At 38.0% G+C, this 19,374-nt stretch carries 23 protein-coding genes and 2 tRNA genes; 11 read left to right on the forward strand and 14 right to left on the reverse strand.

Annotated features, from left to right (window positions below):
- Positions 1-748: 748 nt before the first annotated feature.
- The 4 genes from LGB01_06230 to LGB01_06245 all read right to left on the reverse strand — a co-directional run bounded on the left by LGB01_06230 (position 749) and on the right by LGB01_06245 (position 2,588).
- Positions 749-1,012 (reverse strand): hypothetical protein, encoded by a 264-nt coding sequence (locus tag LGB01_06230; GenBank protein ID MCB4753795.1) that lies wholly within the window; start codon positions 1,010-1,012, stop codon positions 749-751.
- A 146-nt stretch (positions 1,013-1,158) separates the two neighbouring features.
- Complete coding sequence (locus LGB01_06235; GenBank protein ID MCB4753796.1) at positions 1,159-1,476, reverse strand: hypothetical protein; 318 nt, start codon at positions 1,474-1,476, stop codon at positions 1,159-1,161.
- The gene (locus LGB01_06240) at positions 1,476-2,033 is read right to left on the reverse strand and encodes a DJ-1/PfpI family protein (protein ID MCB4753797.1); all 558 of its coding nucleotides are present in this window, start codon (positions 2,031-2,033) and stop codon (positions 1,476-1,478) included. Before LGB01_06240 ends, LGB01_06235 begins: the two co-directional genes overlap by 1 nt.
- A gap of 129 nt (positions 2,034-2,162) precedes the next feature.
- Positions 2,163-2,588 (reverse strand): cytochrome C, encoded by a 426-nt coding sequence (locus tag LGB01_06245; GenBank protein MCB4753798.1) that lies wholly within the window; start codon positions 2,586-2,588, stop codon positions 2,163-2,165.
- Positions 2,589-2,770: 182 nt separating this feature from the next.
- On the opposite strand from LGB01_06245, the gene LGB01_06250 reads away from it, so the two are divergent.
- The 5 genes from LGB01_06250 (at position 2,771) to LGB01_06270 (ending at position 5,658) form a co-directional block, all read left to right on the forward strand.
- Complete coding sequence (locus LGB01_06250; protein ID MCB4753799.1) at positions 2,771-3,487, forward strand: hypothetical protein; 717 nt, start codon at positions 2,771-2,773, stop codon at positions 3,485-3,487.
- Positions 3,399-3,824, forward strand: coding sequence for a cytochrome C (locus tag LGB01_06255; GenBank protein ID MCB4753800.1), 426 nt, complete (start codon positions 3,399-3,401; stop codon positions 3,822-3,824). The genes LGB01_06250 and LGB01_06255 overlap by 89 nt, the downstream gene beginning before the upstream one ends.
- A gap of 129 nt (positions 3,825-3,953) precedes the next feature.
- Positions 3,954-4,511 carry a DJ-1/PfpI family protein gene (locus LGB01_06260; protein MCB4753801.1) on the forward strand — a complete coding sequence of 186 codons (558 nt, stop codon included), beginning with the start codon at positions 3,954-3,956 and terminating at the stop codon, positions 4,509-4,511.
- Positions 4,511-4,828 (forward strand): hypothetical protein, encoded by a 318-nt coding sequence (locus LGB01_06265; GenBank protein MCB4753802.1) that lies wholly within the window; start codon positions 4,511-4,513, stop codon positions 4,826-4,828. The genes LGB01_06260 and LGB01_06265 overlap by 1 nt, the downstream gene beginning before the upstream one ends.
- A 146-nt stretch (positions 4,829-4,974) precedes the next feature.
- A complete protein-coding gene (locus LGB01_06270; protein MCB4753803.1) occupies positions 4,975-5,658 on the forward strand; it encodes a hypothetical protein in 684 nt (227 codons plus the stop codon).
- Positions 5,659-5,663: 5 nt separating this feature from the next.
- Here LGB01_06270 and efp read toward each other — a convergent pair whose 3' ends face one another.
- From efp to LGB01_06290, 4 genes are all read right to left on the reverse strand, one after another.
- Entirely contained in the window at positions 5,664-6,230 is a 567-nt protein-coding gene (efp, locus tag LGB01_06275; GenBank protein ID MCB4753804.1) for an elongation factor P, read from the reverse strand.
- A 117-nt stretch (positions 6,231-6,347) separates the two neighbouring features.
- Positions 6,348-7,937 (reverse strand): phosphoglycerate dehydrogenase, encoded by a 1,590-nt coding sequence (gene serA / locus LGB01_06280; GenBank protein MCB4753805.1) that lies wholly within the window; start codon positions 7,935-7,937, stop codon positions 6,348-6,350.
- A 93-nt stretch (positions 7,938-8,030) separates the two neighbouring features.
- Complete coding sequence (locus LGB01_06285; GenBank protein ID MCB4753806.1) at positions 8,031-9,683, reverse strand: 30S ribosomal protein S1; 1,653 nt, start codon at positions 9,681-9,683, stop codon at positions 8,031-8,033.
- 94 nt (positions 9,684-9,777) lie between these two features.
- Positions 9,778-10,983: a VWA-like domain-containing protein gene (locus LGB01_06290; protein MCB4753807.1), complete on the reverse strand. Its 1,206-nt coding sequence runs from the start codon at positions 10,981-10,983 to the stop codon at positions 9,778-9,780.
- An 85-nt stretch (positions 10,984-11,068) separates the two neighbouring features.
- Between LGB01_06290 and LGB01_06295 the strand changes: the two genes are divergently transcribed.
- The 5 genes from LGB01_06295 (at position 11,069) to LGB01_06315 (ending at position 13,832) form a co-directional block, all read left to right on the forward strand.
- Positions 11,069-11,920 carry a zinc ABC transporter substrate-binding protein gene (locus LGB01_06295; protein MCB4753808.1) on the forward strand — a complete coding sequence of 284 codons (852 nt, stop codon included), beginning with the start codon at positions 11,069-11,071 and terminating at the stop codon, positions 11,918-11,920.
- Positions 11,921-12,733, forward strand: coding sequence for an ABC transporter ATP-binding protein (locus tag LGB01_06300; protein MCB4753809.1), 813 nt, complete (start codon positions 11,921-11,923; stop codon positions 12,731-12,733).
- Positions 12,730-13,533 carry a metal ABC transporter permease gene (locus LGB01_06305; protein MCB4753810.1) on the forward strand — a complete coding sequence of 268 codons (804 nt, stop codon included), beginning with the start codon at positions 12,730-12,732 and terminating at the stop codon, positions 13,531-13,533. The genes LGB01_06300 and LGB01_06305 overlap by 4 nt, the downstream gene beginning before the upstream one ends.
- Positions 13,534-13,624: 91 nt before the next feature.
- Positions 13,625-13,699, forward strand: a tRNA-Gln gene (locus LGB01_06310).
- A gap of 56 nt (positions 13,700-13,755) precedes the next feature.
- Positions 13,756-13,832, forward strand: a tRNA-Met gene (locus LGB01_06315).
- A gap of 46 nt (positions 13,833-13,878) precedes the next feature.
- Here LGB01_06315 and LGB01_06320 read toward each other — a convergent pair.
- The 4 genes from LGB01_06320 to LGB01_06335 form a co-directional block, all read right to left on the reverse strand.
- Positions 13,879-16,452: an AAA family ATPase gene (locus LGB01_06320; protein ID MCB4753811.1), complete on the reverse strand. Its 2,574-nt coding sequence runs from the start codon at positions 16,450-16,452 to the stop codon at positions 13,879-13,881.
- A gap of 95 nt (positions 16,453-16,547) precedes the next feature.
- Positions 16,548-17,087, reverse strand: a complete 540-nt coding sequence (locus LGB01_06325) for a DedA family protein (GenBank protein ID MCB4753812.1) — start codon at positions 17,085-17,087, stop codon at positions 16,548-16,550.
- 263 nt (positions 17,088-17,350) lie between these two features.
- A complete protein-coding gene (locus LGB01_06330; GenBank protein MCB4753813.1) occupies positions 17,351-17,647 on the reverse strand; it encodes a c-type cytochrome in 297 nt (98 codons plus the stop codon).
- Positions 17,648-17,780: 133 nt separating this feature from the next.
- Positions 17,781-18,095 (reverse strand): cytochrome C, encoded by a 315-nt coding sequence (locus LGB01_06335; protein MCB4753814.1) that lies wholly within the window; start codon positions 18,093-18,095, stop codon positions 17,781-17,783.
- Between the two features lie 169 nt (positions 18,096-18,264).
- Here LGB01_06335 and msrA point away from each other — a divergent pair, with 169 nt between their 5' ends.
- The gene (gene msrA / locus LGB01_06340) at positions 18,265-18,789 is read left to right on the forward strand and encodes a peptide-methionine (S)-S-oxide reductase MsrA (GenBank protein ID MCB4753815.1); all 525 of its coding nucleotides are present in this window, start codon (positions 18,265-18,267) and stop codon (positions 18,787-18,789) included.
- A gap of 90 nt (positions 18,790-18,879) precedes the next feature.
- On the opposite strand, the gene LGB01_06345 is transcribed toward msrA, so the two are convergent.
- Positions 18,880-19,080 (reverse strand): hypothetical protein, encoded by a 201-nt coding sequence (locus tag LGB01_06345; protein MCB4753816.1) that lies wholly within the window; start codon positions 19,078-19,080, stop codon positions 18,880-18,882.
- Between the two features lie 15 nt (positions 19,081-19,095).
- The gene (locus tag LGB01_06350) at positions 19,096-19,374 is read right to left on the reverse strand and encodes an acylphosphatase (protein ID MCB4753817.1); all 279 of its coding nucleotides are present in this window, start codon (positions 19,372-19,374) and stop codon (positions 19,096-19,098) included.

Here is a 19,374-nt window from a genome sequence, read left to right on the forward strand (position 1 = left end):
CAAAAACTAAATTTTACGTTGCTTGGTCACTTAAATTTAGTGCCAATTTACTCCTCCCCCTGCAGACAGGCAGAGAGCAGACAGCCCTCGGAATGTTTCTTTTGAGCAAACCCAATTGATACGCGGATAGTAAGAACCCTTCAATATAGGCTCCAGAGCTAAGGAACATTAAGTTTTCAACCTTAGTTTCATTCTTTGGCATACAGACAAAGATGAAAACGCTGTCGTTCGATTTGTCACCAATCCTCTTGACAGGACAGGTTTCCCATGCCTTAATGGGCTTAATGCCCTTTTCAGACATCAGTTGTAGAAGCCAATGGTACCCAAATATATTACCATATGGTTTGTCATGTTACCGAGGTCATACCTAGCTCTTTCACCCGCCGACTGAATTGCCTGGCCTGATTTTATCGATCAAACCCATTCACCACCAATATGGTTTGGTCACGGTTGAGCAAACCATCAGCCAAAGGCTGACACCACCAACCAGCAACTGATACCCACTGACAATATTCAACGGCAAATGGCATTGGCAAAACCCCACGTGGGATGTACCCATACTGCTGAGCTAAAAATTGATGAAGATGGCATGGTGTTGATGATGTGCGAAGCACCGCTAATTAAGTGTAATGAGAGAAAATATTCTTTGTTTCTTTTGTTACAGGCAATTCTGCAAATCCCTTCGTAGACATCTTGGCATCGTGGTAATATGTTTATGGGTACCGAATGAGGTAACGCTTGGAGAGTTCTATGTGGTAGAGAAAGTATCTGTGATGCTTTGGCAGTAAAATTTGCCGCGAATAATATCGTACAACGTTTCCAACGACACGCCATCTAACCCTGCATTAAGTACAGAGATAATCTCTTTAGAGAGTTTGCGTACATCATTTCCCTGTACACCAGAGCCAATCAGCACTGCCATCAACTCCTCATTTTTGAGTGCCTCAACCCCTTTAGAAATCAGTTTTTCACGAGGCTTATCCTTCTTATAGAGTTCAGCTATCTTTTTCATGCAAAAACCCTATTTTCATTGTCACAAACATACTATACCCCTTATCATAAGGGTATTTTAGACTAAGATGTGATTAGAAGAAAAAAATATGTCATATTGTCATATTTATATAGTAGCGTGTCGGTCTTTTAAATGATTTGAGAGGATTATTTGGACTTAAGCATCCACACCAACAGCAGTATGCCTACGGTAATGTTGAGCCAGCTTACACCATCTTTGAACATTGATTCAAGTGCTGTATACATCCACCGTATCTGCGAGAGTGGTTCGATGATGCTGTGTAGGTGTGCCCACTCTATCAGTTCAGACTGCCAAATATAGGTAACAAGTTCAGGCACAAAGAAAAAGAGTACAACACCCAGTACACCCCAAATCGTCCGTTCTGGCTTTATGCGCCCTACGGCTTGCTTAAGTTTTGGATCATTGGCAATATGCTCTTGTATTTGGGTAATCTTTTTACGCATCAGCAGTAACCAAGCAACATTCCCTCTTTAACCTGCTGTGCTGTCTCTTCACCTACAAGGCGTTTAACAATGACCAATCCAAAACAAACGGATGTTCCAGGACCTTGCGATGTAATAATGTTGTCATCTTCAACAACTTTTTGATCTGAGATATAGCCAGGGTGGTCTATCTCTTCAATTGCACCAGGATAGGCAGTATATCGTTCACCCAATACCCCTGCCTTTTTTAGTGCATAGGGTGCAGCACACATAGCACCGACAATCTTCTTCTCCTTAAACTCCTTGAGTAACTCCTGCACCCTAGGACTCTCTGCTAGAGCATAGGTACCACCCCACCCTCCAGGTAGTACTATCATATCAAAATCTTCAACGATGACATTGTTTATGGGGATATCTGCCTTAATGGTAATGCCATTGGCACCTGTAACCAATTCGCCATGCAACTCATCGATATATGCCAATTGTACATCAATGCCACCACGACGCATCACATCACACAGTGCTACTGCTTCAAGCTCCTCAAACCCTTCTGCCAATGGTAATAATACACTTGCCACAAAAGACTCCTTGGTAGTATTTGCTATATCATTATAAATTTTTTAGGTAAATCAATAATCATAAAAAGATATGTTATTGCTTTTTAGCTACAAATCATTACTTTAATACACATCGTTTACAGAAAAGATTTACCACTTTCGAAGTCTCACGTGACACTTCATACACTGCCCAATAATTTTACTATGCTGCTGTAGTGCCTGAACTGCATCGCCTGTTTCGAAACGCTCTTCAAGTATTTCTGCTTTTTTAACAATTTTCTTTTGTATTTTACTTGTCATCTTTAAGTTATTGTTGAGCCATTTCTCATAAATATCTTTACTGTTTATCTCTTCATCAGTTGCATGTATTTTTACAATTGTATCTTTCAATACCCTTGTCCCTGCCTTAATGATATCTATATTATTATAGAGCAAACCCGATTGGATATCTTGCATTGCTTGTGCCATCTTTTGCATATCTGCAATTCTATCTGCTTGCGTATATCCACTCGCCATGGCAAAACGACTTAAGAGTACAAATATTGATACTACTGTTAACAATAGTGATAATTTCATTATATCTCCTTATTAATAATATAAAAGTATCATAACATGATAACGCATTATCTTTAAATAACTCAATTCGATTTATATTCATCACATATTTTGATGATAAATTTTTATAAAATTTAAGTTTTATTTTAAAGTTTTGGTGATAATATGGTGTTGTATCAAAAATTAATATAAAGGATATAGTGATGACAAAAATACTTATTTCGTGTGCAGTAGCAGCCGCACTTGCAACAACTACACAAGCAGATTTTAGCTTTGGAGACATGTTTAAAGACATGAAAGAGGCGGCAATCAGCATGAGTAAGGATGCCAAAGATAGCGTTGAATCCATGAAAGATGGCGCTGTTGAAACCAGTAAAAGTGCAGAGCGAACAGTTACTAATGTTAGCCATGACGCCAGAGATACATCCGTGAAAGTATCTGATGACTTAACATTAGTAACTGTTCGCTCTGCACTTTTACTGGTTTCAACAGCGCCATCTTTCATGGATTCAACGCTATCTTTGGCATCCTTACTCATGCTGATTGCCGCCTCTTTCATGTCTTTAAACATGTCTCCAAAGCTAAAATCTGCTTGTGTAGTTGTTGCAAGTGCGGCTGCTACTGCACACGAAATAAGTATTTTTGTCATCACTATATCCTTTATATTAATTTTTGATACAACACCATATTATCACCAAAACTTTAAAATAAAACTTAAATTTTATAAAAATTTATCATCAAAATATGTGATGAATATAAATCGAATTGAGTTATTTAAAGATAATGCGTTATCATGTTATGATACTTTTATATTATTAATAAGGAGATATAATGAAATTATCACTATTGTTAACAGTAGTATCAATATTTGTACTCTTAAGTCGTTTTGCCATGGCGAGTGGATATACGCAAGCAGATAGAATTGCAGATATGCAAAAGATGGCACAAGCAATGCAAGATATCCAATCGGGTTTGCTCTATAATAATATAGATATCATTAAGGCAGGGACAAGGGTATTGAAAGATACAATTGTAAAAATACATGCAACTGATGAAGAGATAAACAGTAAAGATATTTATGAGAAATGGCTCAACAATAACTTAAAGATGACAAGTAAAATACAAAAGAAAATTGTTAAAAAAGCAGAAATACTTGAAGAGCGTTTCGAAACAGGCGATGCAGTTCAGGCACTACAGCAGCATAGTAAAATTATTGGGCAGTGTATGAAGTGTCACGTGAGACTTCGAAAGTGGTAAATCTTTTCTGTAAACGATGTGTATTAAAGTAATGATTTGTAGCTAAAAAGCAATAACATATCTTTTTATGATTATTGATTTACCTAAAAAATTTATAATGATATAGCAAATACTACCAAGGAGTCTTTTGTGGCAAGTGTATTATTACCATTGGCAGAAGGGTTTGAGGAGCTTGAAGCAGTAGCACTGTGTGATGTGATGCGTCGTGGTGGCATTGATGTACAATTGGCATATATCGATGAGTTGCATGGCGAATTGGTTACAGGTGCCAATGGCATTACCATTAAGGCAGATATCCCCATAAACAATGTCATCGTTGAAGATTTTGATATGATAGTACTACCTGGAGGGTGGGGTGGTACCTATGCTCTAGCAGAGAGTCCTAGGGTGCAGGAGTTACTCAAGGAGTTTAAGGAGAAGAAGATTGTCGGTGCTATGTGTGCTGCACCCTATGCACTAAAAAAGGCAGGGGTATTGGGTGAACGATATACTGCCTATCCTGGTGCAATTGAAGAGATAGACCACCCTGGCTATATCTCAGATCAAAAAGTTGTTGAAGATGACAACATTATTACATCGCAAGGTCCTGGAACATCCGTTTGTTTTGGATTGGTCATTGTTAAACGCCTTGTAGGTGAAGAGACAGCACAGCAGGTTAAAGAGGGAATGTTGCTTGGTTACTGCTGATGCGTAAAAAGATTACCCAAATACAAGAGCATATTGCCAATGATCCAAAACTTAAGCAAGCCGTAGGGCGCATAAAGCCAGAACGGACGATTTGGGGTGTACTGGGTGTTGTACTCTTTTTCTTTGTGCCTGAACTTGTTACCTATATTTGGCAGTCTGAACTGATAGAGTGGGCACACCTACACAGCATCATCGAACCACTCTCGCAGATACGGTGGATGTATACAGCACTTGAATCAATGTTCAAAGATGGTGTAAGCTGGCTCAACATTACCGTAGGCATACTGCTGTTGGTGTGGATGCTTAAGTCCAAATAATCCTCTCAAATCATTTAAAAGACCGACACGCTACTATATAAATATGACAATATGACATATTTTTTTCTTCTAATCACATCTTAGTCTAAAATACCCTTATGATAAGGGGTATAGTATGTTTGTGACAATGAAAATAGGGTTTTTGCATGAAAAAGATAGCTGAACTCTATAAGAAGGATAAGCCTCGTGAAAAACTGATTTCTAAAGGGGTTGAGGCACTCAAAAATGAGGAGTTGATGGCAGTGCTGATTGGCTCTGGTGTACAGGGAAATGATGTACGCAAACTCTCTAAAGAGATTATCTCTGTACTTAATGCAGGGTTAGATGGCGTGTCGTTGGAAACGTTGTCGCAAAAAAAGTATGATAAAAATATTCCTATGGCCATACTCAAAAAAATTAAAGCCAACTTCGAAGGACTCATCAACTCTAAAGACAAACTCAAATATCAGATGCTATCAAATTATCAATTTATGATTGGCATGCCAAGATATGAAGACATGATAGAAGTTGCCATGGGTAGTGACTTGCTTAAAAACATACAAGGAAAAAGCCAGGTGGTCTTCCAGCAAAAACTCCCAAATGGTGCCATATTATTTGGTATGCAGTTTAGAGAACCTACACAGAAATTCCCTTACCAAATTGGTACAAATAATGCCGTATTGCTACCCTATCCGGTACTCATTAAAGAGAAAAAAGCATATATAATGAATCCAAAGTACTACATCTCTATCATGTATCCACTCTTAAAAATGTCACAGTTTATGGCTATTTCTACTATACCAGGTGCAATCTTGAAAGAGGCACAGAGCGTATTTAGAAAAGGGAGATAAAGAGCCTATTTTGCCTTTTCAAGGTATTCACCATCAACAGTATTGACTTTAACCTTTTCACCTTCAAGTACATGAAAAGGTACTTGAATGACTGCCCCACTGTTAAGTGTTGCTGGTTTTCTGCCGCCCTGAGAGTCACCTTTGAAATTAGGTGGTGTCTCAATGATTTCATACACATATGTGTTAGGAAGCTCAACAGTAATGGCTTTACCATTATGGAAAAGAATATCTGTCTCCATGCCGTCTACTAAAAAATCGATTATATCTTTACCCACTTGCTCGTGCGTTAAACCAATTTGGTCAAATGTTGTCGTATCCATGAACTGCAAAAACTCTCCATCATCATAAAGATACTGCATTTTTTTCTGCTCAAGTTCAGGAACCTCAAACTTGTCACCTGCATGCACTGTCTTTTCAATCACCTTTCCAGATTTGAGGTTCTTGATTTTGACACGTACAAATGCTGCACCTTTTCCAGGCTTGACATGCTGAAATTCCGTTACCCTATAGGGATTTCCATCTATCTCTAGTCTTACACCTTTTTTTATATCGCCCATTCCAATTGTTGCCATAGCATATCCTTCACATAAATTGGGTGATTATAGCAAAAGTGTGGTTAAAGAGTTTGCCATAAACAATACTTTATGTATTTTAAAAATTTTTTCTTAAGACAAAGACCCTATGGTGAATTAAAGTGTTGCGCATGATACGCTGATGCAAGCATCAAGTGTAGAGAGTGCATCAAGTACTTTTTTGGGAACCTGTCCATCTACACGTACAACAGCAAGTGCTTGCTGTTTATTGTCTCGACCTAATCTAAAGTCAGAAATATTCAGTCCATTCTCTGCTAAAATATGTCCAACATCTCCAATAACGCCTGGAGTATCTGTATTTCTAAAGAAGATCATTGTGCCTTTAGGTTCCACTTCTAGCATGTAATCATCAATATCAATAATACGCTGTACAGAATCATCAAAAACCGTACCTGCAATAGAGATTGTACCATCTGTTGTTGTTAGCTTGATAGCAACCTTATTAGTAAAACCACTTGTATTGGGTAGTGCCTCATTTGTTAAATCAATATCTCGTTCCTTTGCAACAAATTCAGCATTAACATAATTGACTTGATCAGCCAGTGACTCTGTCAATACACCAACTACTGCAAACGTCTGCATGGAGGCAAGATAGTCTGCAATTGGCCCTTTTGCCGTTACCTTAATAGACTTGACCGCACTCTTGGTTACTTGTGCACTCAAATGTCCCATCTTCTGAACCAGTTCAAGATAAGGTCGTACAAAATCAGGTAATTCATTTTCTTTAATGGGGAGGTTTAGTGCATTGGGATAGGCAATACCCTTAGCCGCTACAATTGCATTCTCTGCTGCTTGAATGGCAATATTGCACTGAGACTCTTTGGTATTTGCCCCTAGATGTGGTGTTACTGTCACATTATTCAGATCGAGCAACGGATGATCTATTGCAGGCTCCTTGTTAAACACATCAATTCCTGCCATAGAAATCTTTCCAGATTTTAGCCCTTCAAGAAGTGCTTCTTCATTATAGAGCCCTCCACGTGCACAATTGATGAGAATAACCCCATCTTTCATTTTGGCAATCTCTTCTTTGTCAATCATGCCAATAGTCTCTTCTGTTTTGGGTGTATGGATAGTGATAATATCACAAGCAAGGATATCATTAAAATTTTTGGTATATAGAATATCAAGATTAGTCACCTTGCTTGAATCGATATATGGATCATAGGCAATCACATCCATCTCAAATGCTTTAGCACGTTTCCCTACCCGTGAACCAATATTACCAAAACCAATGATACCCAACTTTTTATCTTTAAGTTCCGTACCATACCAATCTTGTCTCCTCCAAACACGATCTTGTTTGAGATTATTATGCGCATAGGGAAACTGACGTACACAAGAGAGCATATGTGCCATCGTAAGTTCAACTGCTGCAATCGTATTGGCAGTTGGTACATTCATCACAACAATTCCCTGTTTACTTGCCCCAGGAATATTAACATTATCGACACCAACTCCTGCCCGAACAATCGCAGTAATCTTTTTTGAAGATGCAAGAAATGCATCATCTACATCAGTAGAAGAGCGTGTAATGGCAACATCTGCCAACGGAATGATTTCAGAAACCAGTTTGTCTTTAGGCTCATCAGCCGCATTAATCAATTCAATCTCAGAATCGCTAGAAAGAATATCTAGTCCGCTTTGGTGTATATGGTCACAAACAACAATAGTTTTCTTTGACATTGTATGCCTTTTATTTTATTTGAAGTTGAGCCTGAAAAGGCTCATTTGAACGTAGTTTATTTAGTAAGTATTATAGAGCATTCTAGAAGAGAGTTATTTTTTAAGGATATCTCCAAACGCATCTCCAAGGGTCATGCTGTCATCCTGATTTAGATTTAGATTTTTCATCGCTTCATGCTCTTCTTGGCGTTCAAGTTGCTTAACAGAGACTCTAATACGGTCAGAATTTGAATCAATAAAGCTAATAACGCCTTTAATCTCTTGTCCTTTTTCAATTTCATCAAACTTCAATGGGTGAAGATCTTCTGTTCGAATTAAGGCATCAACATTTTCATCAAGTGCAACAAATACACCAAAATCTTTCTTATCCTTTACCGTACCTGTCACAATAGAACCACGCTTATGCTCATGGGAAAATGCTACAACTGGAGAATCTTCCAAGGCTTTTTTACTCAAAGAGATTTTTCCTGCATCCCTATCAATTTTAATAATCTTAACCTCTACTTCATCATCAACATTGAGTTCAGATTTGGCATTTTTGCTTTTATCCCATGAAACTTCTTGGTTGTGCAACAAACCTTCAATCGACCCTACTTTAACAAATGCGCCAAAGTCTGTAATGGAAGTCACCACACCCTTTACAGTATCTCCAACTCTATACTTGGAAGTAAAAGTATCTATAGGCTTTGGAAGAAGGCTCTTCAGGCTTACCCTTAACCTTCTGCCCTCTTTGTCAATTTCAATCACTTCTACGTCAATCTCTTCACCATTACTGAGGTAGTCCTTAGGATGCTTGACATTTTTATCCCAAGAAATTTTAGAAACATGCAAGAAGGCTTCAAGGTCTTCGCCAAGATCTACAAAAACACCATATGGCTCGATATTTGAAACCGTTACTGTTACAGTATCACCTAAGCCAATAATTGCATCGATATCCTCCCAAGGATCAGGGTTGGCATCTTTAATAGAAAGAGAAAGGTGTCTTTTCTTTTTATCATACTCAAGTGCTATTACATTAACCTCATCACCCTCTTGAAAATATTTGGATGGGTTTACTGGACCTTTATGTGAAATCTGAGAATAGTGAACAAGTCCATCTAGTCCGCCTACATCTACAAACATACCATAAGAGGTAATTTTCTTAATCGTACCAACAACAGGCTCTTTATTTCCAAGCAAATTAGCAACAATCTCTTCACTCTTTGCCTTATCTCTCTCTATCAACTCTTTTCTAGAGATAACCACAGACCCTTTCTCTTTGTCAACTTTAACAATAACTGCTTTAATCTTTTTACCAATAGGGTCAACTTTTGATGAAAGATATGACAGTGTACGTGGCATAAAAAATTCTAGTCCATCCGCTTCAACAACATATCCACCCTTATTCTTTTTAATAACGATACCTTCAATGATATACTCTTTCTCTTCATCATATTCAGAAATAAACTCTTTCAATGCAACACGGCTCAATGCTGCTTTTCGGGAAACTCTTCCTCTACCTTGATTGACCACCTCAATCTCATCACCGACATGAAAGGTGATATTTTCCTCTTCATCTTTAATCTCATCAAGGTTAAGATTGGCATCTCTTCCTCCACCAATGTCAACCACTACAAGATTATCTTTCTCATCAATCTTAACAATTGTACCTGTTATTAAATCACTTTTTGATTCTGATTTCTTAAACGACTCCTCAAGCATCGCCTCAAAATCGACCTCTTCAATTTCGATATCTTCGAACTTCATACCTATCCTTCACTGTGTACACAAATTTTAGCGTCATTATATCGAAATTTACTATGAGGATGCTTAGCAGAATTAGGAGAAATCAGGAACATTTCTAACCATTTTTCTCTAAAAGTAGTACTTCTCCAAATGGCACCTCCTTAAATACAGGCATACTCCATATCACATCATAGTTTGGTCTATTTTTGGGGAATATTCCCATTCCGTCAGTAAAATACAGGAGTAACGTAGGATAATCTATTGTCTTGTCAATATAATCAAACGTGGGGCGAAAGTCTGTTCCTCCACCACCACTGATAGTATAATCAAGGGGCTCTCCATGTAGAAAGGTTTGATGTGACTGCACCTTAATATCGGCAGTAATAAGATCTATCTCATAGTTTCTATGGCTTTGCATAATACCCTCTACCTCTCCAAGAAATATTGAGAGCAATGACTTATCCACGGAACCAGAAGTATCTATGGCAATAACAATACGTAGCAGATCTGACCCAAGGCTTGGCAGACAAATACCATGGTGAAGATATTTCATATTTGGTGGCATAAAACTATAGGCACTTTTGGCAAATTCGGCAATGTAGCGATAGAGTAATTCACGCCAATGTAGCTTGTGTACAAAGTACGCGGGAACAAGTATCTCTATTCCTTTGGGTAGTGCTTTTTGGCGTTTAAACTTTTGAAATATCTGCTCAAAGTACTCTTCAGCTTCTTTCTGCAATGCTGTCATCTCTTCTGCATCAATCTCTAGAAGAGAAGTCTGTTCATTGGGTGGTGTGTAGTTGCTATGGTGTTCTTCTTCACACTTTTGTTGTGATTCTTGTTCTTTATTCTGTTTCTCTGCTTTACTTTTGGCATCATCAGGCGTAGGTGCTTCAGCAGTATCAAGTGTCTGGTTATATATTAGCTCATCTTTAAGTACATCATAAATCTCTTCAGCATACATTCCATCAAACCGCTCATCATAATAGACATAGGGAGGAAGAATAAAGTTGTTCTTTACTAGTATATTGTTAACCAGCAGATCGGTTGCTGCTTGCCAGATACGACCAACCCGGTCATGTTGGCGTTGGGCATGTTTGAATACTGCATGCATTGCTCCATTAGCAAGTGCAAACTCTATCTCATCTAATGGTGCCTTTTCAATATATTCATTATTATATTTTAGGCTCACCCCATCACTACTAAAGGTTAGTGTCTCATGATTAACATCAAGATTCAGTACTGTTGCAATCGAACCAATATAAGGATGCTCAAGCATCAATTTTGCTTTTGCCTTGGCTAGCTTATCTTTATGTGTCATGGTACGATTATAACAAAGAATTTTACAAAAAAGAAGTAGAGGGAAAACGCTAATATATTTATATATTTTCGCTACAATATAGGACATGAAACGGATTGTTATCACTATTTTTCTTACCAATATTCTTTATGCTAATTTATCTACAATCGTAAGTATCTTGCCTGAAAAAATATTTGTTAAAGCCATTGGTGGTAACCGTGTCACTGTGTCACTCATGGTATTACCAAGCAATTCTCCACATACTTACGAACCCAAACCCTCTCAAATGAAAAAAGTATCACAGGCACAACTCTACTTTGCTATTGGTGTGGGATTCGAGAAGATTTGGTTACCCAAGTTTAAAAATCTCAATTCCAATATAAACATTATTGACCTTTCACAAGGTATTGAAAAATTACCCATGACAACAGGGCACCTTCATGAAGATATACATCACCACGAAAAAGAGGGTGAACTAGATCCGCATATTTGGCTCTCTCCTACCAATATTGCAAAGATGGCAGAGCATATCTATACTGCTCTTTCCCAAGCCGATCCCAGCAATCAAGCCTATTATCAAAAAAATCTTAAAATATTTCTTGCTACAGTTCAAGCAACTGACAAAAAAATACAAAAGATACTCTCTGTTAAACCAAAAGGGACGGCTTTTATGGTCGTTCATCCTTCATGGGGCTACTTTGCTAAAGCATATGGACTCACACAGCTCCCCATAGAAATAGAAGGAAAAGAACCTAAACCCAAAGAACTTATTATGCTTATTAAAAAGGCAAAGAGAAAAAAGGTTCATGCTATCTTTACACAACCCGAACTCTCTGACAATACAGCAAAAGTTATTGCTCATGAACTGCATATCTCCCTCATTAAGATTAGTCCACTTGCTTCAGATTGGTCTACTAATCTTATACGTATTGCCAAGGCAATCGTAGGAGAAGAGTAAATGGCTGTCATTGAGATAAAGAATCTTCTGTTCTCCTATGAAAAAGATATTATTTTGGAAAACATAAACCTTACCGTTAAACCACTTGACTTTCTTGCCATCATTGGTCCTAATGGTGGAGGAAAATCCACGCTCATTAAACTCATACTTGGGCTATTGAAGCCCACCAAAGGTACCATATGTACCCTTGGCAGATTATCCTCAAAACCCCTCTCCTCTATTGGCTATGTTCCACAAAACACTAATATCAATACCGATTTCCCTATCAAAGTACTTGAAGTAGTACTCATGGGACATGTAGACGGCAAAAAACCACTTTGGGGGTATGGCAAAGAGGAGATTGTGTGTGCCATGGGTGCACTCACTCAGGTTGGTATGGAACATTATGCCCAAAGCAAGATAGGTGATCTCTCGGGGGGTCAACGTCAACGTGTGATGATTGCCCGTGCACTCTGTGCATGCCCAAAGATCTTGATGCTTGATGAACCCACCTCTAGTATTGATATCAAAGGACAAAAGGAGATCTACGAACTGCTAAAGCAACTTAATAAAACCATTACTATCATTGTCGTTAGTCACGATATTTCAGTCATTCTTGAGTATGCCAACAAGGCTGCACATGTCAATAAAAGGCTTGCCTTTCATGATATTAGCAATAAGCAGAAGACATTCCATACACATGGAAATAATGAGCATTTCTGTGAGATAGAACTGTTACAACTTCTTGGAGCCGAGAACTGTGAATCTTGTTTACCTGCAGATACCATACCAGATGACACACCCTTAAATGGTATCATGGAGGCAAGAACATGATAGAGGCACTCCAGTTCACTTTCATACAACATGCGCTTATTGCAGGCATACTTGTTTCACTTGCAGCAGGAATTATTGGTTCACTGATTGTAGTCAATCGCATGGTCTTTCTTGCCGGTGGTATTGCACATGCCTCCTATGGAGGTATTGGCATGGCAGTCTACTTTGGTTTTCCTATATTTTTTGGTGCCTCCATTTTTGCAGTACTTTCCGCACTTATTATAGCCAACCTGACCCTATACAAGCGTTACCGTATTGATACCTTTATTGGTCTTATCTGGACAGCAGGTATGGCAATTGGTATACTCTTTGTCGATATGACGCCAGGCTACAATGTTGACCTCATGAGCTACCTCTTTGGTTCTATTCTCACTGTCAATACACAAGATCTCTACTTTATGGGTGCTCTACTACTCTTCATCATTTTTTCTATCACTTTTTGGTATCGAAACATTTTAGCTGTTAGTTATGATAGTGAATATGCAAGACTTAGAGGTATTTCTGTACGCTTCTTCTATACACTAATTCTCATTCTTTCGGCACTGACAGTAGTCATTGCCATCAAGGTAGTTGGACTTATTTTGGTAATTGCTATGCTCACTATCCCTGTTTACATTGCCGAGAAAATCTCCAATACACTATGGCAGATGATGATACTCTCTGGACTCATCTCCATACTCTTCACCGTAATTGGACTTTGGTTATCCTATACCTATAATCTCACTTCTGGTGCTTCTATTATTGTTGTTTCATCTATATCATTGGTTATCTTCTTGTTTCTTATTAAGAATAGATCATAAAAATATAACCATTTTCTTTACATTCACATATCTTGACAAGTAAAATATTTGGTGCTATAATGCCGTCCACATAAGCCAAATAGGTTAACATTGGGGTATAGCCAAGCGGTAAGGCAACTGGTTTTGGTCCAGTCATTCGGGGGTTCGAATCCCTCTACCCCATCCACAATAGATTTCAGCTTGAATATAATTATTCGGGCTATAATCGCATACTTCATTTGACGCGGGATAGAGCAGTTTGGTAGCTCGTCGGGCTCATAACCCGAAGGTCGGTGGTTCAAATCCGCCTCCCGCAACCAAAATCTTATCAAATACAATGATTATACTACTACAGATAAACAATATTTAGGAAATATTGACAACAATCTTACCATTTTGTACATCAAACTCAACACTACTGCCATCAATAACCTTATCTTCAAGAATAAGCTCAGCAAGTCTATCCTCAACCACTTCATAGAGTGCACGTTTCAAAGGTCTTGCACCATAAACAGGGTCAAATCCTGCCTCAGCAATATAGGTTTTGGCAGTAGTAGTAAGTGTAATAGTAATATCACGTTCTGCTAACTTGTTTTGAATACCCTTGAAGAGAATATTTACAATATGAGTAATTGCATCCAGATCAAGTGGATTAAAAATGACGATATCATCAAGACGATTAAGGAATTCTGGCTTAAAATAAAATTTCAACTCATCATTGACTGCTTTTCTTCTCTCCTGAGGATTATCAAATTCTACAATCTTGTCAGAAGCAATATTAGATGTCATGATGATAATGGTGTTCTTAAAATCTACCGTTACTCCTTTATTGTCTGTTAGACGACCATCTTCAAGTACTTGAAGTAGTATATTGAAAACATCTGGATGTGCTTTCTCAATCTCATCAAAAAGTACAACAGCATATGGTTTTCTTCTCACAGCTTCGGTTAGCTGACCACCCTCATCATACCCAACATATCCTGGAGGTGCACCAACCAGCCTACTTGCTGCATGCTTCTCCATATATTCACTCATATCAATACGGATAAGTGACTTTTCACTGTCAAAGAGGAATTTTGCCAATGTCTTGGCTACTTGTGTCTTTCCAACACCAGTGGATCCAAGAAATATAAAGCTTCCAATAGGGCGATTGATATCACTCAGACCTGCTTTATTGCGCTTGATAGCACGTGCGATGGCTCTCAGTGCCTCTTCTTGTCCGATGACCTCCTCTTCAAGGACATCCTCAATATGGAGAATTTTCTCTTTTTCACTTTGAAGCATCTTGTTAACAGGAATACCTGTCCAGCGACTAATAATACTGGCAATCATCTCTTCATCAACTGAGTTCTTTAGTAAAGTTCCCTCTCTCATCATATGTGTCCACTTCTCTTCAAATGACTTGAGTTCTGACTGCTTCTTGGGAATTTGACCATACTCAATCTCTGCTGCCTTATTAAAATCACCCTCTCGTTTTACAGTCTCTGCTTGATGCTTAAGTGATTCAATAGCAGACTTAGTCTCTGCAATATGACTAAATACCTGTTTCTCACTCTCAAACTGATTCTGGAGACTCATGCGATGCTCTTCAAGGTTGGCAAGCACTTTTTCAATCTCCTCAAGACGTACAGCATTTTTATTACCCTCTTCCATCTTGAGTGCCTCCTTCTCTACTTGAAGTGCAGAGATCTCACGCTTAACGCGTGCCAATTCGGTCGGCTCACTCTCAATTTGCATCTTTAGCTCTGCTGCTGCTTCATCAATCAAGTCAATTGCTTTGTCTGGTAGAAATCTGTCGGTAATATAACGGTCTGAGAGCTTCGTTGCCACAACAAGTGCACTATCAGTGATGATTACATTATGATGTGTTTCAAGACGCTCTTTAATTCCTCTGAGTATCTGTAGTGCTTCATTGATATTTGGCTCATCCACCTTAACTGGCTGGAAACGTCTTTGGAGTGCAGTATCTTTCTCAAAATACTTTCTATACTCTTTAAGTGTGGTTGCACCAATGGTATGCAACTCTCCGCGTGCAAGGGCAGGCTTAAGGATATTTGCCGCATCCATACTTCCTTCACTTGCACCCGCACCCACAATGGTATGAATCTCATCAATAAAGAGGATGATATTACTTGCCTCTTTCACCTCATCAATCACTGCCTTAAGTCTATCTTCAAACTCACCACGATACTTTGCACCAGCAATAAGACGGCTCATATCAAGTGAGACGACACGCATATTTTGTAAACTCAGTGGTACCTCTTTGCTAACAATACGTTGTGCCAAACCTTCGACAATGGCAGTCTTTCCTGTACCTGGTTCTCCAATGAGAATTGGGTTATTTTTGGTTTTACGAATCAGAATCTGCATCACACGCTGCACCTCTTCATCACGCCCAATCACTGGATCAAGTTCACCATCAATTGCTTTTTGATTCAGGTCTATTCCATACTGTGCTAGTGCCTCAAATGTTTCATCTGCAGACTGTGAGTCAATCTGCTTACCACCCCTGATGGACTCAAGTGTTTTTTTAAGCTCAGTAATATCCACATACTTTCCAATGGTATCTTCAATAAAACTCTCATTGATATTGGCAACGAGCCATGTGTCGACCGCAAGATACTGGTCTCCATTGGTTACCATAGTTCCTTCGGCTTTTTGAAGTGAATGTACAAAATTCTGACCAAGCCTAATGTTCTCCTTGGTCACAGTCGAAACCGAAGATAGTTTTTGTGCCATACTCTTGGTCTCAAGTTCAATGGTTGCTCTTTCTGTATTCATTCTATTGAGTGCTTGATTGAGAATGGAGTTACTATTGGTCAATAGTGCCCAAATAAGATGAATTGGTTCTACTTCTTGATTTTTATTATGTAGCGCAAGAGAAACCCCAGATTCGATGGTCTCTTGCATTTGATTGGTTAGTTTTTCTAAAATACTCATCATGACTCCCTTTTGGTTCATTTATATCGATAAATGCATTATATACCTTTAGTCATATATTGTCAAGTTTCTTTATAGAAATAATTTAATTTTAGTTACTTTTTCAAAATAAACCAAATTGATCCTAGTACTAGAACCATAATCATAGGTACCATCCACAGTCTTTCTTGCATGGTACTAAAAAAAGCTATGATTGTCTCACTGGCAAAATAGGCACTCAGCCCAATGACACAAACAAAGAAAACCGATGCAAATAGGTTGAAAAATATAAACTTTTTAAAATCATACTTTGCCAATGCCATAGAGATAGGTACGATTGTTTTTACCCCATAAATAAATTTTTGAATAAAAATTGCCAAAATACCATATTTCCGCATGATAAGTGTTGCTAGTGCTAATTTTCGTTTATGTTTGGCAAAGTATGGTTGTATCTCTTTTTTTTGATACTTTCCTAAATAAAACAAAACATTATCTCCCAAAAAGTTTGTTGTAGCCGCTATGACCAATACCGTAACAAGATCCATGTGTCCCATATAAGAGAAAACCCCTGCTGCTGCAACAATAACAAATGAGCCACCAAAAGAGAAAAATGCAACCGCAAGATATCCCCAAGTTTCAAGTAATGAAAAATCCATACATTATCCTATATTAAATTGAGAAATCATAACGAATTTTAGTTAATGCCAGCCCACAGGTACTAGATGAGTATTATAAAATTGTCTAAAGGAATGGGGGGGGGATTAAAGGGAAATATAAATAGATATGTTAGAGATAACATTTTATAAAACTTGGTGTACAGTTTTAGGGAAAGTAAGAAAGTGTATCATTTTAGTATACGATGAAGAAGTTTTGTATCTATCTCACTTAAGAGATAGATACAATAATTTAAAAAAGAGTCTTATTTGAGACCTGCAATATAGTCAGCAACTGCTTTGATATCTGCATCACTCATAGAAGCAACTTGACCTTTCATTAACTTACCCATACCATGTGTATTAAGTGTACCTGCTTTATAGCCTTTAAGTGCCTCAACTGTTTTTGCAGCACTCTGTCCTTGAATGACATTAGATTTACCAAGTGCTTTTTTCTCACCTTTTTGTCCATGGCATCCTGCACATTTAGCAAATAGTGCTGCACCGTCAGCCATAAGAAGTGTTGACCCTGCGAAGAGTGTTGCAATTATAATTTTTTTCATTTATGTATCCCTTAAGTTTGAATTTTGGCATTATTATGCGACATGATTATAGCGTATGTAATTTAAATAAATATTTAATATTGCATCAAATTATAACCACCTATCCTAAATGATACTCATAATATTATAGCAATTAGCAGGATGGAACATTGCCAGAATCAGAAGCATACTCATATGCAAAATCATACACATCATTTACATATTTGTTTTTCAATTTTGCCTTTGGGCATATCTTTTGAACCTCTTTTTGAAACTTACCCTCATCTTTAAGCTTTTCCCACTCATCTTGAGTATGCTTTATTGCAAACTTAGCACCATTAAATCCACATACAGATTTAAGTTTTTTCATGTAGATCTTTTTACCTTTCTCCACACTAGCAGATGCAGTCGATGAGAATACCACTACTCCAAGAAGTATTGCTACAATAAATTTAGTCATATGTATCATGATTTTTCTCCTTAATGTTTGTTGTAAAACAAAAGAATCATAACATATAATTGTAAAAGTATTATTTAGTATATAAGCAATTTAAAAATAAAATCTCTGATTATTTTTTAAAAGAATAGTATACCTCCAAGAGGAAAGCAAAAAATCAAAAAAAGGATAGAAAATGGCAATAAAGGAACTCATTGTAGGAGGTGGATGTTTTTGGTGTACTGAAGCAGTATTCGAAAGACTCAAAGGGGTCAGCGATGTAGAGAGTGGTTATGCCAACGGTGACACACCAAACCCAGACTACCGTTCTGTCTGTCGTGGTAACACTGGCTATGCAGAAGTAATCAAAATCACCTATAACAACGAGGTAATAGATCTTGACACTCTTTTTGATATATTTTTTGCCACACACAACCCAACACAGCTCAACCAACAAGGTGCCGATGTGGGTACACAGTACAGAAGTTGTATTTGCTATCAGAGCAATGAAGAGTTGGAAGCTGCAAAGTATGCCATGGAGCGCGCGCAGAAAGATTACACCAATCCTATTGTCACAACACTTGAGCCCCTAAAAAATTACTACCGTGCAGAAGATTACCACCAAGATTACTATCGCCAAAACCCTATGCAGGGCTACTGTAATGCTGTCATCCCGCCAAAGATTGAAAAACTGATGGAAAGGTTTGAAGACAAGGTAGCAAAATAAAAGCTACAGTTTTTTTTGGGGGGGGGTAGTAGCTTCAAGTAATCTCTTTCTCGCTCATACATAATATTAAAATATTTTACCTAAAACCACTTACCGGTCTCCCAACGGATTATCACTACGTTTTTTAACCTTATGCTTTTGCTCTTGATCAATGTGTAATTTACTGAAGGTTACCTGATTGGCAATAATGCACCCTTTGCAGCCTGGTTCACAGACATGGTGAAGTTTCATGCACCACTCTTTGATCTCACCATTTGTACCCAAAAATTGACACCCCCATCCACTTGACACTCTAAACTCCTTTTGCTACCTAATGACAAAACCGTCACTCTCTACTTCTACATCACCTATGCTCTCATAGTGAATATCTTCAACATCACTCGTGGGAGATCCCTCTTTAAGTATCTGCAATACACAAGGAAAGTCGGCATCTTCATCAACAATGAATGCCACTGTCTCCACTGTACCATCATTAAGATTCTGTATGTAACCATTGAAACCTGCACGCATCATCGCCTGAGAAACAGACTTTCGATAAAAGACACCCTGCACCTTGCCTATTGAGATAAATCTATACCACTCCAT

This window comes from Sulfurovum sp. (genome assembly GCA_020525365.1).
Classification (GTDB): Bacteria; Campylobacterota; Campylobacteria; order Campylobacterales; family Sulfurovaceae; genus Sulfurovum.